Origin of the sequence: Gimesia fumaroli (assembly GCF_007754425.1) — a bacterium.
Classification (GTDB): Bacteria; Planctomycetota; Planctomycetia; order Planctomycetales; family Planctomycetaceae; genus Gimesia; species Gimesia fumaroli.
This window is the reverse complement of record NZ_CP037452.1, coordinates 5,447,034-5,460,254: the sequence shown is the minus strand read 5'-3', so window position 1 is coordinate 5,460,254 and position 13,221 is coordinate 5,447,034. Positions and strand designations below refer to the sequence as shown.

Annotated in this window: 20 protein-coding genes; 12 read left to right on the top strand and 8 right to left on the bottom strand. The window is 49.7% G+C overall.

The window, feature by feature from the left end; genetic code table 11:
• The first annotated feature begins 29 nt into the window (after positions 1–29).
• On the top strand, positions 30–230 hold the full coding sequence (locus Enr17x_RS20815) for a hypothetical protein (protein ID WP_145311628.1): 201 nt from the start codon (positions 30–32) through the stop codon (positions 228–230).
• 18 nt (positions 231–248) lie between these two features.
• Positions 249–620, top strand: a complete 372-nt coding sequence (locus Enr17x_RS20810) for a hypothetical protein (RefSeq protein WP_232100796.1) — start codon at positions 249–251, stop codon at positions 618–620.
• 4 nt (positions 621–624) lie between these two features.
• On the opposite strand, the gene uvsE is transcribed toward Enr17x_RS20810, so the two are convergent.
• Positions 625–1,554 (bottom strand): UV DNA damage repair endonuclease UvsE, encoded by a 930-nt coding sequence (uvsE, locus tag Enr17x_RS20805; RefSeq protein ID WP_145311627.1) that lies wholly within the window; start codon positions 1,552–1,554, stop codon positions 625–627.
• Positions 1,555–1,557: 3 nt separating this feature from the next.
• Positions 1,558–1,959, bottom strand: coding sequence for a TspO/MBR family protein (locus tag Enr17x_RS20800; protein WP_145311626.1), 402 nt, complete (start codon positions 1,957–1,959; stop codon positions 1,558–1,560).
• 304 nt (positions 1,960–2,263) lie between these two features.
• Here Enr17x_RS20800 and Enr17x_RS20795 point away from each other — a divergent pair, with 304 nt between their 5' ends.
• Positions 2,264–2,578, top strand: a complete 315-nt coding sequence (locus Enr17x_RS20795) for an ArsR/SmtB family transcription factor (RefSeq protein ID WP_145219324.1) — start codon at positions 2,264–2,266, stop codon at positions 2,576–2,578.
• Positions 2,579–2,602: 24 nt separating this feature from the next.
• A complete protein-coding gene (locus Enr17x_RS20790) occupies positions 2,603–2,968 on the top strand; it encodes a DUF488 domain-containing protein (RefSeq protein WP_145311625.1) in 366 nt (121 codons plus the stop codon).
• Position 2,969: 1 nt separating this feature from the next.
• Here Enr17x_RS20790 and Enr17x_RS20785 read toward each other — a convergent pair whose 3' ends face one another.
• On the bottom strand, positions 2,970–5,195 hold the full coding sequence (locus tag Enr17x_RS20785; protein ID WP_145311624.1) for a nitric-oxide reductase large subunit: 2,226 nt from the start codon (positions 5,193–5,195) through the stop codon (positions 2,970–2,972).
• A 58-nt stretch (positions 5,196–5,253) separates the two neighbouring features.
• Positions 5,254–5,796 carry a c-type heme family protein gene (locus Enr17x_RS20780; RefSeq protein WP_198000711.1) on the bottom strand — a complete coding sequence of 181 codons (543 nt, stop codon included), beginning with the start codon at positions 5,794–5,796 and terminating at the stop codon, positions 5,254–5,256.
• 319 nt (positions 5,797–6,115) lie between these two features.
• Here Enr17x_RS20780 and Enr17x_RS20775 point away from each other — a divergent pair, with 319 nt between their 5' ends.
• The 8 genes from Enr17x_RS20775 (at position 6,116) to Enr17x_RS20745 (ending at position 10,131) form a co-directional block, all read left to right on the top strand.
• Positions 6,116–6,436 carry an ArsR/SmtB family transcription factor gene (locus Enr17x_RS20775; RefSeq protein WP_145311622.1) on the top strand — a complete coding sequence of 107 codons (321 nt, stop codon included), beginning with the start codon at positions 6,116–6,118 and terminating at the stop codon, positions 6,434–6,436.
• A 236-nt stretch (positions 6,437–6,672) separates the two neighbouring features.
• The gene (locus Enr17x_RS20770; protein WP_145311621.1) at positions 6,673–7,065 is read left to right on the top strand and encodes a hypothetical protein; all 393 of its coding nucleotides are present in this window, start codon (positions 6,673–6,675) and stop codon (positions 7,063–7,065) included.
• The gene (locus tag Enr17x_RS30410) at positions 7,016–7,279 is read left to right on the top strand and encodes an arsenate reductase/protein-tyrosine-phosphatase family protein (protein WP_390622497.1); all 264 of its coding nucleotides are present in this window, start codon (positions 7,016–7,018) and stop codon (positions 7,277–7,279) included. Before Enr17x_RS20770 ends, Enr17x_RS30410 begins: the two co-directional genes overlap by 50 nt.
• Before the next feature lie 11 nt (positions 7,280–7,290).
• The gene (locus tag Enr17x_RS20765; protein ID WP_261343525.1) at positions 7,291–7,602 is read left to right on the top strand and encodes a low molecular weight phosphatase family protein; all 312 of its coding nucleotides are present in this window, start codon (positions 7,291–7,293) and stop codon (positions 7,600–7,602) included.
• A gap of 7 nt (positions 7,603–7,609) precedes the next feature.
• Positions 7,610–8,854, top strand: a complete 1,245-nt coding sequence (gene arsB, locus Enr17x_RS20760) for an ACR3 family arsenite efflux transporter (protein WP_145311620.1) — start codon at positions 7,610–7,612, stop codon at positions 8,852–8,854.
• A 5-nt stretch (positions 8,855–8,859) separates the two neighbouring features.
• Positions 8,860–9,123 (top strand): hypothetical protein, encoded by a 264-nt coding sequence (locus Enr17x_RS20755; RefSeq protein ID WP_145311619.1) that lies wholly within the window; start codon positions 8,860–8,862, stop codon positions 9,121–9,123.
• 29 nt (positions 9,124–9,152) lie between these two features.
• Complete coding sequence (locus Enr17x_RS20750) at positions 9,153–9,572, top strand: arsenate reductase ArsC (RefSeq protein ID WP_145311618.1); 420 nt, start codon at positions 9,153–9,155, stop codon at positions 9,570–9,572.
• Between the two features lie 43 nt (positions 9,573–9,615).
• Complete coding sequence (locus Enr17x_RS20745; protein ID WP_145311617.1) at positions 9,616–10,131, top strand: ArsI/CadI family heavy metal resistance metalloenzyme; 516 nt, start codon at positions 9,616–9,618, stop codon at positions 10,129–10,131.
• Here the strand turns inward: Enr17x_RS20745 and Enr17x_RS20740 are convergent.
• The 4 genes from Enr17x_RS20740 to Enr17x_RS20725 form a co-directional block, all read right to left on the bottom strand.
• Positions 10,112–10,849, bottom strand: coding sequence for a LamG domain-containing protein (locus tag Enr17x_RS20740; RefSeq protein ID WP_198000709.1), 738 nt, complete (start codon positions 10,847–10,849; stop codon positions 10,112–10,114). The two genes, Enr17x_RS20745 and Enr17x_RS20740, sit on opposite strands and share 20 nt — an antisense overlap.
• Before the next feature lie 179 nt (positions 10,850–11,028).
• Positions 11,029–11,511, bottom strand: a complete 483-nt coding sequence (locus Enr17x_RS20735; RefSeq protein ID WP_145311615.1) for a hypothetical protein — start codon at positions 11,509–11,511, stop codon at positions 11,029–11,031.
• Positions 11,504–12,265, bottom strand: coding sequence for a nucleotidyltransferase domain-containing protein (locus Enr17x_RS20730; protein WP_145311614.1), 762 nt, complete (start codon positions 12,263–12,265; stop codon positions 11,504–11,506). The genes Enr17x_RS20735 and Enr17x_RS20730 overlap by 8 nt, the downstream gene beginning before the upstream one ends.
• On the bottom strand, positions 12,262–13,212 hold the full coding sequence (locus tag Enr17x_RS20725) for a nucleotidyltransferase domain-containing protein (protein WP_145311613.1): 951 nt from the start codon (positions 13,210–13,212) through the stop codon (positions 12,262–12,264). The genes Enr17x_RS20730 and Enr17x_RS20725 overlap by 4 nt, the downstream gene beginning before the upstream one ends.
• Positions 13,213–13,221 lie beyond the last annotated feature (9 nt).

The window sequence follows — 13,221 nt, the reverse complement described above, 5'->3', positions numbered from 1 at the left end:
CTTTCAAATTGAAAAAGGAGTAGTGCAGCATGACCGCTTACACAAAAGTATCAGATGAATATCTTCAATCAGAAGCAATTCTGGGCACGGGCTGGCGCGGCAGCTTCGGTGAACTCGCTGTCAAATTGGGCAGAACCACACGTTCCGCCTTGCTTGCGGTACGCATGGTTCAGGCATATCAGAAAACAAACCCGGGATGGAATCCAGCGAACGTCTATCGAGTCAGTTAATCAAACAAGGTCGAATCAATGATGGCACGACTCTTTCTGGCTGCAGTAGGTAGTCTCTATATCATCCTGGCACTCTGGTGTTCGTTCGCGCCGGAATCGACGTCGCGGACGGTCGGGTTTACTCTGAAGCCGGGTTCCGGGCAGTCCGAGTTTCTGACTGTCTATGGCGGGCTGGAACTGGCGCTGGGGATTGCATTTCTCTGGCCCCTCTACCAGAAAGAGGCGACCGTGTATGCACTTTTCATCTGCCTGGTGCTGCATGGCTGCCTGGTGTTATTTCGTACCCTCGGCTTTTTTCTGTTTGACGGCATCGAATCCTCAACCTATTCGCTGGCATTGGGGGAATGGGTGATCTTTCTGATCAGCCTGGGGTTCTGGATCAGAAAGTGATTCCTCAGCGTCGACGTCGCTGGAGTGCCCGGCTCAGCTTTTGAACGGCCTGTTCTTTCGCTTTGGCTTCCACTTCGACAGTGAGTTCCCGGTCTTCCCAGTGGCGGGGGAAATCTTTGACGTCGATGAAATCGTGATGGGGCTTGGGATTCTTGCCCTCCCAACCCTCTTTGGGGCTGGAGAGGTGGAACAGAGGTTCCCGGTTCCAGGTGGCTAACGCCTGCTCTGTTGCTTCCTCGATCGACAATTCGTCGCGTAAACAGCGGTGGTGATGCACATCGTAAACCAGTGGAAGTCCGGTTTTATGACAGAGTGGTAATAGATCAGATGGCGTATACGTCGTATCGTCATTTTCGACAGTCAGCCGGCTGCGAACCCGCTTCGACAGACGTTTCAGATTTTGCTGGAACCGTTTGAGTGCCGCTGGCTTGTCGCCATACGCTCCGCCGCCATGAATGTTGAGGACGTCCGCGCCCACCCACTCTGCGACCTCGGCCTGATATTCCAGTTCGGCAATCGACCGTTCCACGACCTCTTCACGCGGCGAATTCAGCACCACGAACTGATCGGGGTGAAAGCAGGTGCGCAGGCCATGTTTTCGCACATAGTCTCCGCACTGTTGAAACCGTTTGACGATCGCTTTTCCACCCGGGAGATCGCGCATCTGATATCCACATTCAGCATGCGTTTTCAATGGGAGAATCTGGCTGTTGATGCGGAAGCAACCAATGTCGTGTTGCACACAATATTCCAGCGCCGCTTGTAGCGACCGTGCATTTTCCTGACAGAGTTGAGCCAGTTTCTCGAGCGCTGCCGGGCGATCCAGGTTTTTATTGGCTTTGACCGTGGTATTGCGAAACTTGATCGGCTCATCCTGAAACTGGCAGCAGAGTCCCAGTCGGATCGATGATGTGGGCGTTTTCTGCTGAGACAAACTTCAGACTCCCCGATTCATCCAGAAAATACTGATCTGCAATACTGAGGCGATTGAAACCCAGACGAAATAAGGCAGCTGAGCAATCGCGACCCAACGGACTCGTGGCCAGACCTTGACCATCATCCAGACGATGGTTGACCAGACGATCAGAATGTCCAGCGTTGCCAGTGGCAGATTTCTCATGCCGAACAGGATCGGCGTGAAACAGAGATTGGCGACCAGGTTGATCGCAAAGGGGACCGCAGTGGCATTCGTGAGCTTGCCGCGTCCGGTTTGCACAAAGACATAACCAAAGGAAACGATAATGATCGGATACAAAATCTGCCAGATCAGGCTGATCGTCCCTGGAGTGGGAGTCCAGCCCGGTTTTGAAAGCGTATTGTACCATTCCAGCCAGGTCATCGTTTTGAGTCCGTGTTAGAATTAAATTTATCCAATTCATTATGGTGCCAAAATGGGAATTGGTAAGTCTGTTTTACTCTATTTCTTTATCGCGATGTGCTGGATTTCTGTGGAGTTAATGTCAAACTTCACCAGGATACACAAAGAAAAGTCCCTGAAAACGGCAATGACGAATTTCCGAAGCTGTCCCTGCATGAACTTTTTGTTACAATCAGCCCTATATTCCCCGCATGTGCCGGTTGTCGAGACAATCCGATTCGCTTGAAAACAGGGGAGAGTTCTGATTTTGGGTGGTGGGGTAAATATGTCGAAAGATCGGCTCCAATCCGACTTTTGTGCAGAGAAATTAAAAGCGTTGGGCGAGCCGATTCGGCTGCGCATCATTGATCTGCTGCGTGACGGCGAGCGAACGGTCAGTCAGACCGCAGAGCAGCTCGAAGAAGAAGTCGTTAATATCTCACACCATCTCGGCATCCTGTATCACGCAGGGCTGGTCGTCAAACGCAAAGAAGGCCGCTTCGTCGTTTACAGTCTGCATCCAGATGTTTCCGCCGTCAGTGAAGCAGGCAAACAGCATCTCGACTTCGGCTGCTGCCGCCTGGAAGTGCCCGACGCGTAAGCGACTATTCATCGAGGCACCTCAATGTCGACAGAGATCCGCATCAAACGTATTTATGAAGATCCAAGTCCTGATGATGGATACCGGGTGCTCGTCGATCGTCTCTGGCCGCGTGGCATGTCGAAAGCAGTCGCCCAGGTCGACTTGTGGCTGAAAGAGTTCGCTCCTTCCAACGAACTGCGCAAGTGGTTTCACGCAGATCCCTCCGACTATGACGAATTTGTGAGACGCTATCAAAGTGAACTCCGCGATCAACGGGCGGAGCTGAAAGAGATTGTCGCTGAGTGGAAGCAGCCGACGATCACTCTGCTGACGGCAATTAAGGACCCCCAGCGGAGTCATGTTCCTGTCTTGAAAGCGTTTTTGACGAACCTGCTTCTTAACGGCTAGGTTACTCTGTTCTTCGAAAGGAGTGGCCGGTTTTTAACCCCGCGATGAAGATTACCAGCGCCACTGCCCCCAGAAAAAAGATCGTGTCGCCAGGCACACGCATCCAGCGCAACGTCTGCATCAGGTCCCCCTGCATAAATTCACTACTCCGGGCATACCAGTATCCCTGTTCAACGGAAGCTTTCGTCTGTAGCAGCCCGACCGGCAGCAGACTCAAGATACACATCGCCATCAATCCGATATTGAGTGACCAGAATGAGAAACGCAGGATACCTTCTTTCCATTCCTTGCCGGGAATCAGTACACGCAGACACAGCAGCATCAACCCGATTCCCAACATTCCATATACACCGAATAGTGCAGCATGCCCATGGAGCGGCGTGGTGTTAAGTCCCTGCATGTAATACAGTGCGATTGGAGGATTGATCATAAAGCCAAACAAGCCGGCGCCGATCATGTTCCAGAATGCGACCGCGACGAAGAAGTAAATCGGCCATTTATACTTCTGGACCCATTTTGATGTTCTCGACCGCCGCAGGTCTTCCGTGGCATCAAATCCGATCAGCACCAGAGGTACCACCTCTAATGCACTGAAGACAGATCCCCACGCCAGTGCCACGGTTGGTGTTCCCGAGAAATACAAATGGTGACAGGTACCGATAATCCCGCCCGACAGAAATATTGTTGCCGAGAGGAGTGCCGCACCTGCCGCGACTTTAGGGCGAATCAAATTGAGACGCATGAATGTGAACGCGATGACTGTGGTCGCGAAAACTTCAAAGAACCCTTCGACCCACAAGTGAACCACCCACCAGCGCCAGTATTCCACCATTGTGAGATGTGAATGCTGCCCCCAGGTCAGACCGGCACCATAGAACAACGCGATCGCTCCGGTAGAAACAGCCAGCAACGCGACAAGATGCCTTTGTTGTCCTGTCTGTCGCAGCGCGGGAAGCAATACGCGGATCATTAAAGCCAGCCACAACAGGAGTCCGACCATTAGACCAATCTGCCACACTCGTCCCAGATCTACATATTCGTATCCCTGATGTCCAAAGTAAAATGCGACCGTGTCACTCATTTTGTTATTGATACTCAACCACTCGCCGGCAAGAGAACCAACGACCACCAGCAGCAATGCGCCAAATAACACATTCACGCCGAGTGTTTGTCCCTTGGGTTCGTGGTTACTTACCAGCGGTCCGATGAATAATCCCGCCGCCAGCCACGCCGTCGCGATCCAGAACAGGCCAATTTGAATGTGCCAGGTTCGGGTTACACTATAGGGCAGCCATTTGGAGAGTGGGAAACCATAAAATCCGTCTCCCTCGACTCCGTAGTGCGCAGTGATGACGCCTAATAACATCTGCACTAGTATTAAAGCCGCCACAATCCAGAAGTATTTAATTGTGGCCCGTTGTGACGGAGTTGCCTCCCATAGGGCCAGCGGATCGGATTCCGGAATTGTGAGGTCCTTTTCTTCTTCGCCGCGCTTCGAAGCGTACCACCAGGCCATCGCAGAAATTCCTGCAAGCAGCATGATAATGCTGACTCCGGTCCAGACGATGTTATCACCAGTGGGGCGATTGCCGACCAGGGTTTCGTGAGGCCAGTTGTTGGTGTAGCTGGTCACGTCATCCGGTCGATTTGTAGAAGCCGCCCATGCTGTCCAGAAGAAGAATGCAGATAGCTTGTGCAGACGATCCGGATCGGTGACGGCGCCTGCTGGGATCGCGTAATCGGGATTTCCAGCAGAGAATACCTCGGTGTAATGGGCTAAGTTAGACTGAAACGCTTCAGCACGCACCGGGTCAACGGTGACGATGCCGGTTTCAGGATCATATGTATTGGTCCGCATCAATTTTGTTAAACGGGCCGTCAGTTGCGCCTGCTGTTCTTTTATGAGATCTTTGAATTCCTTTTTAAAATCGGTTTGCGACCAGCGATCGAGAATGAAGACGGCTTCCCGATGCAGCCAGTCTGCGGTCCAGTCGGGAGCAACGTAGCTGCCATGCCCCCAGACGGACCCAACTTCCATCCCACCCAGAGACTGCCAGACATTCTGGCCGGCGGAAATATCGTTGTCAGCAATGAGAATCTGGCTGTCGGTCGTTACAACACTTTTGGGAATCGGCGGCATTTCTTGATAAATGCGGGTTCCGATCCAGCCGAGGACCAGAAATGAAACTCCAATCACCGAGGCAAAACCAATCCAGAGTTTATTCACGACAGCCAGTTCTCCATGCTAAGGTTGATATTTGATGTGATTCAGCATCAAGTGACGATTATTCAATCGGTAGCGTGTAGCTCATGGCCCCGATAGCAGCTCCTTTTTTCGCGTCTGCATAATGCGGATGACACATGACGCACTTCTGCATGACAACGGGAACCGGGGTCATCGTGCGCAGATAGGGTTTTCCGTCTTTTTCAATGATCTGCTCGACAAGGGCTTTTCCGGCAAGTAACTGCTTTGCTCCCTGTTTTTCGAAGTCATCATTGGCGACATTTTCCGCCTCATAAGGTTCGCCTGTCAAATCGATCAGGCGGACTTTGTGGTAGCCCTTTTTATCCATGGACTTAAAGAGAGCCACGAATGCGCTGCCGGCCGGATAGTCGTTTTCATCGTTCACATATTTGTCGGTGATGAGCACAATAGACGACTTGTAAATGTCATCCAGCATCCTCACTGTTTTCCGGGTTCGTTCAAGTGCCGCCTTTGAAGGCCCGGCCTGTTTAATTTCCTGCGGCGTCTCAGCGGCAACAAAGTTACTTACAGCCAATGTCAGAAGCAGAACTGTTGTGCCAAGCGCTGTCACAATTTTCAACATGTCTTTCATTTCCTTTTGTCAGATTGAATACGGGTACCAATTTCATAAACAAAACAGGACTGGTGGGTCCGGTTTTGTGCCAGTGTAGCGAGTCGAAAGTGGATGTCAATATCCATAAAAGGGTTGGTTTTCAAGAAACTAATTTACTGTTGATGGTCAGTTGTGAGATGTAAGTCATAAATATATATAGGGATAAGATAATCGGATATCAGGGGGCAAGAGAGTCCAGATTGAGAACGCGTTTTTTTTCCAGTGGGCAGCCAATTTGTATTCAGACGGTTGACAGAAAATAACGATATGGTATTATGGCGGTATTGCCATGAAAGAAAAAACACGCAAACAATATGAAGCCCGCGCGAAGATTGCCAAAGCGATGGCACATCCGAGCCGGCTGCTGATGCTGGATCTGCTCCAGAAGCAGGAGATGTGCGTTAACGACTTAACGGAGAAAGTCGGCGCAGATCAATCGACTGTTTCCAAGCATCTAGCCATCCTCAAGGAAGTCGGCCTGATCGATTCTCGGAAGGAGGGGACTCTCAGCTACTACCGTGTGACCTGTGGCTGCCTGGACGGGTTTTTCTCGTGTATGGAAACGGTACTCCTGGCCGATCTCGAGGGGCGTAAACAGTCTGTAGAATAATTTTTTTAATGGTTGTATGGCTATATTGCCAATATGGAATGTATTAGGTTTTCGATGAAACGCTTATTCCAGAGTCTCATTGGAATAGCATCAGCAGCAGGTGCTTTTTTTATAACAGCCTGGTTATTACATCCGAGTTGAATGCGAGGATTTGTTTCATTGGTGGACTACTGATGGTTCTGACATTGATTCTAATTGGGGTTCTGGGTTGCTCGAGTGAAGGGGGGCATTGACCAATGCGTCAAACCACCCTTACGATTTTTTTTGTATTCATTCTGTCGCTATTGTTTTTTTGGATGAGATCAACATACACCCAAAGCAATTTCAATAAGTTGCTGACTCAGAATTACGAATTACTTTTACCCGCTGATACGGAAGCGACAGTACCCCAAATCACTACAAAAGAATGGAGCAGAACTTCAGAATGGACCATCGACACAGGCCAGAGCTGGAAAGAATATCGAACATGGTTAGGCAAACAGATCGGCGGTAGGTACCGCATTCTTTCTGAAGCGGAAGGTCAGGTTGATTTGAGGAAAACTTATCACTCGGAAATACATGATATTAAGCTGACAGCTTATGAAGAGAGGGGAAAAATTCATGTCGTTTTTAGACTGTCCCTCTGGTGATACAAACGGAATCTCGATGTCGACCCTGTTATGTTCAGAGCGCGAAATGGATGTCAATTTAAGAGGACCATTAATGAGTAAATCCATGGTTTTGTTTCTTTGCACTGGTAATTCTGCCCGCAGTCAGATGGCGGAAGCTTTTTTAAGGCAGCATGCAGGAGATCAATATGATGTTCATAGTGCCGGGTTAAATCCCAGGGAGTTCATCCATTGACGATCCAGGTAATGGACGAGATTGGCATTGATCTTACAGGACATCGGTCGAAATCACTCCCTGAATATCTGGGAAAAACAAGTCCCAAATGGGTGATTTTTGTCTGTGAGAAAGCGGAAAATTCCTGTCCGCACGTGTGGCCTTTCTCACTTCTTACGGAATCCTGGAGAATTGAAGATCCGGTTGACTTTAATGGTGATGAACTTGAGCAGCTCATGAAATTTCGTTCGGTGAGAGACCAGATAGAGGCACGAATACAGGAGTGGGTTATTCAAAATAACAAGTCTTCCGCGATTGATGTTCAATTAGAGACAAAGGAGTAAAACGACGATGAGTGCAGCCAGTGATTGCTCGGCGATCGAAACCAAAAGCATGGGTTTTTTTGAACGTTATCTAACCTTGTGGGTTGGACTTTGTATTCTCGTCGGGATTGTATTAGGTAAAGTCGCACCGGGTGTGGCTCAGACTCTCGATCGGATGGCGATCTATGTAAATGATGCGCCCGTTGTTTCGATTCCGATTGCCGTCTGTCTGTTTTTCATGATGTATCCCATCATGGTGAAAATTGATTTTGCCGAGGTCTTGAAAGCGGGGAAATCAGTTCGACCCGTGGGACTGACGCTATTTATCAACTGGGCCGTCAAACCATTCACGATGTATGCGATCGCCAACTTTTTTCTGGGGACTCTGTTTCTGTCATTCATTGGCCCCGAGGCGGTCGACTATGTCAAATTGCCCTTTGGTGCCGACCTGGCGGTCGGTGTTGAATACGGCGCCGGGAAAGTGGTGCTCGTGGATGGCGTGAAAATGCTGGAAGTTCCCCTCTGGCGAAGCTATCTGGCCGGCTGCATTCTACTGGGGATCGCACCCTGTACAGCCATGGTGCTAGTTTGGGGGTATCTGGCAAAAGGAAGTAATGGGCTTACATTGGTAATGGTCGCCATTAATTCTCTGACGATGCTGGTGTTGTACGGCGTCCTGGGAGGCTTTCTGTTGGGAGTGGGAAAATTGCCAGTTCCCTGGCAGGCATTGCTGCTTTCGATTGGTGTTTATGTGGCTCTGCCTCTGGTGGCAGGGTTCTTTTCCCGTAAATGGCTGATCGCCAGTAAAGGGGAAACATGGTTTCGAGAGAAATTTCTCCACGTACTAACACCGGTTACGATTGTGGCATTGTTAGTAACCTTGATTCTGCTGTTCTCATTTAAAGGAGAAACGATTCTCAGTAATCCCATGACGATTCTCTGGATTGCGATCCCACTGTTTATCCAGACTGTTGCGATTTTCGCACTGGGATATCTGCTTTCAAAAGCGCTGGGATTGACCTACGAAAGTGCCGCTCCCACGGCCATGATCGGTGCGTCGAACCACTTCGAAGTCGCCATCGCGACAGCAACGATGCTGTATGGACTCTCGTCGGGAGCTGCATTGGCAACGGTCGTAGGTGTCTTAATCGAAGTTCCTTTAATGCTGATGCTCGTCCGATTTTGTGTCAGGACTCAAAACTGGTTTCCACATCAGACGAGTACCGATGTCTCTGAGACAAAATCAACGACGACTGTTTCTGTAAATGAGTGACAATCATGCAAAATGAAAAGCAAAAAGGCTGCCATGGAAACATGTTCCCCGACAGCCTGCATTTGAAAGATAACATACCGAACGTAGGCAAAGTATTCACCGTCTGGATGAAAAAGCCAGAAGGGAGTGTACTTCCAGTGCACTCTGATCGTTCGATTGAGATTAATAATGATCAGTGGGAAGCGTGTCAGCTGTGTGTTCAATTCGAAAGTTGTTATAAACTCAGCATAGCTAAACTGGCTTTGGAATCTGCTGTAGCCAGTCAGTAATCATCTTTTATAAAAAAGGTATTCAAGAAATGAAACGTGTTTTAGTTTTATGTACAGGAAATTCATGTCGTTCGCAGATGGCGGAAGAACTCTGGGAAACGCTGGGCGCTGGTGAATGGCAGGCAGACTCGGCCGGCTCCAAACCCTCTGGCTACGTGCATCCGCTGGCGATTGAAGCAATGCGTGAGCTGGACATCGATCTGTCAGAGAATACCAGCAAGTCACTCGACCAGTTTACCGATGAGAAGTTCGATATCGTCGTCACCGTTTGCGACAACGCCAAAGAATCGTGCCCGGTCTTCACGGGCGCCACGCTGACACTGCACTGGCCCTTTGATGATCCTGCGGATGCGACGGGCTCTGATGCAGAAAAAATGAAAACATTCCGCCGCGTTCGCGATGAAATCAAAACAAAAATACAAACGTTTTTAGCTGATGAATCCGCTTAAAAATAGAATTGAATGAGTAATCATGAATAATAAGGAGAAGACAATGAATCAGGAATCCGCCGTCGAATTTCCCGGCCAGTATCGCCTGCATGTGGCACTCAACGTTTCCAATCTGGAACAGTCAAAACCGTTTTACGAGATCCTGCTGGGCGTTAAGCCGAGTAAGGAACGCCCCCGCTATGCCAAATATGAACCCGTCGATCCTTCGGTCAATCTGACTCTCAATGAGGTCGATGGCGATGTGACCGTCGAAGGCGGTTCAGCGCATTTTGGCATTCAGGTCAAGTCGGTGGCGGAAGTGCATGCTGCCATGGATCGCTTCAAGGCAGCCGGGATCAAAACGATTACGGAAGAAGCGACCACCTGTTGTTACGCGGTGCAGGACAAGGTCTGGGCCGTTGATCCCGATGGACATAAATGGGAAGTCTTCGTGGTCCTCGAAGCCGACGCGAAGGATGAACTCTATGCCCAATCAGGCTGTTGCGGCCCCGAAATGGTGACATTGAAAGCGTGTCCGGACTCCAATGCAGAGACCGGATCTAATCCGTCAGCACAGTAACCCACTGGGCACTGTGGATGATTCCGTTTTGTTTGTTGTTAGAGCTGTCAAGCAATTTGGTTTTGTCCGGTTTCAGGAAATCAAATAAGACGACTGTGTTCTCGTCTGCCTTATTGGATTCTGCCGGTTCAAATTCTTTGTCATATCGAGCGACTTTGGAAATCTGAAACATCCGCATTGTGCCTTTTCCGAACAGTCCGGCAGGTTTGGTTTGCGTCTCTTTCCATTTTTCCTGAGCGCCCAGAAAAAGTTTCCGTTCGGGATTAAAGGGCCCTGGCTTCGGTGCGGTCATCTTGTGGACGAGTTTGCCATTCAGGTAAATCGCCTGCTCGTTTCCATCATACACCAGTGCCACGTGGTCCCAGCCTGCTTCGGAATTGGGATCAACGGGGGCTGAATAATTCGTGCCGTTATCACTTTCCCAACCGGTCGAGTGCCTGTTCGCACGAATCGAGATCCACAGGCTGTTTTCCGGATCTCCCTCAACTCCCTCACAGCAGATTCTGCCGCTCCAGTCCTTGACCCAAGCTTCAACCGTAAACGCGTTCCATTCAGAAAAATTGACGTGTGGCAGTGTGACATAGCTGTCCTTGCCGTCAAATTTTAAGCCGTATTGCACCTTGGCTTTGTCTGGATTTTCGGCGATTAAAATTATTGGTGCTAGCAAGTAACAAGCGTAACAACACACAGCGAGTAAGAAGAATCTGAAATTCCTCATGTGTTCGAATCCTGTTTGGGGACACATCGATAATAAGCCTGTGGTGGAACTCTGTCCTGTTTTTAAACAATTGTACTTATAATGAGTCTCCTGTGCTCAAAATAGTGTCTGGAAAAATTAAAATTCATGTTAATTTCACAAAGGGGCGATGAGTAGCTCAATGGAACCTGAAATGAATTCTACTGATAGCTGGTTAGCATAATGGCATACAGGGAATTTAGATCAAAATCCCATATCAGCTTGAGATTTGTCCGCGAAAGTAAGAGAGTTGTCTGGTCTTCATCAGTCAATGATTGATCGAGTCGCCAGGCGAGGCCGGTTTGATCGGCGATTGAAAAAAAATGATTGATGGACGAGGATCCTGTTAAAAGCCATGATTTCATTGTCATCCAATTAGGGAGAGATGAGAGATTATCATTGCCATAAAAATACAACCAGATACCAGTCAGCTTACCCTGATGGATTGCTAATTGAAGATTGACTTTATCCGTTTCCCCATAGAGCAGAACACAGTTGTTTTGTGGATCTTTTCTGCGCTGGTACCCCTCAGCGTCAGGAATATCAATCGCTTCAATCACCTGCGTACGGCTCATGCCCAGCTTGAGTGGTCCCAGCTTTCCCGTTCTCAGAAAGTCAATGATGATATTATCTTGATCAATCATTGATACTTGCCAGACGAATTCGTACCAGCAGATCATTCAACGCCTCCGTGGCGCGGGGCTTCTCAGGCAGACTGGTTGTCTCCATCGCCTGCTCCAGTTCCCCCACGAGTCGCTGATATTCGCGTCCATGAAATTCCATGTCGGCGGCATCCAGTGTTGACTGTTCTGCCCCGTGAAGTTTGCGTTCGATCAATTCCGGAATATAGGACAAACCGGCTGATTCATTTAAGGTGATCAGATTCGGTTCGACCTCGCCGGTCCGCATCAGATGCAACCCTGTGAGCAGCACTCGATAGACATACAACAGCGGCTTGACCCGCGGCGGATCCTCTTTCTGAAACAGTTTCCACTGTGTCGCCGCAAAACCGAGATAATGGTACGCGTGATATTTCGTCACACAGTCGGGAGCAAGTGCCTTCAACTCTTCGTATTCGGGTGTCGCATGCACGACCAGGGGCGAGAGTAATTGCTCCAGCACATAGCCGTTCTTCTTGAGCATCAGCTGAAAGAACTTGCCGACATCATGAGTGACGAGATCAATCTCCATCCCCTCGACGATGCGCGAACGCTCTACAGTTTCCTGTCCCCCTTTCAATCCAATGACCGTTTCCAGAGGCAGAATGTGGATGCCCCTGAGATCGTAGTCGGAATCAGGAGAAGGGAAGCCGTAAATATGCGAACCGCTGATTGTTGCAAACAGCAGCGGATACGGATGTTGTTCGACCTGGTTTTGTAATCGAGGATCAAGGTTCATGGCAGTTCTTCCAGCGTCGCCAGTCGGCGGGCTTTGATTAAATATTCGTTCGCTTTTTCATAGTCGGGACGGTCCGGCAGTTTGGTTTCTGCCTGTGCCTGCTCAAACTCTTGATGCAGGCTCTTCCGCCATTTCTCGGTTTCATTCCAGGGGACTTCACCCCGTTTAATTGCCAGTAATTGTTCCCGGTAAGGACCGGCGTCGACAACCACGTAACCTTCGCGCAGGAGTGTGATCCCGGAAATCAGCAGCCGAATCAGATGCATCACATGTTTCCATTTGACTTTTCCCTGATTTTTAATGTCGGTCTGCATCTTCTTGAACTGAGACATCACATAGCCGTTATAGGTCTGATAGACAATCCGCGTCAGAAAGATTTCCCGCATGTCCAGCAGTTCCTGACCGAGAGGGGTGATCTTCTCGACCAGGGGAGTGTAGAGACATTCCAGCACGTTCGGGTTCGCCTTGAGCGCCAGCACCAGAAACTTCTGCAGTTCCCAGTAGGTCTCCTGTGTCTCATGACAATCCAGTTGTTCCGGCACTCCATACAGCGACCACTGCAATTCCGCCGGCGGCAGATAGATGCCGCGATAATCGGTGTCAGAGTTCTCGTCTTCCAGACCAAAGGCGCGTGAGCCGATGATACACTTGAAAATGACGCGTTCGAACAGATCACTGCGATGTGCGTTGATCTCGCTGTTGCCGATCTCGCCCTCTTTAAAACTGGCCAGCAACGTGAGTTCATCCGCCTTCAACGCTTCTTCCACGCCGTCCGGAAACTTCACTCGATAGGAGTGATCCAGGTCGCGGGGCGAACGTACGATGACTCCCACCGCACCCCGGGGATGCAGCGTGCGCCCATTCGGGCCGATGATGTCTTTCACCGTGACGATCTGCGTCCCTTCTGAGTAGATCAGATTCGGATGATAATGCGTGCGTTGATTCATTAGAAAAGT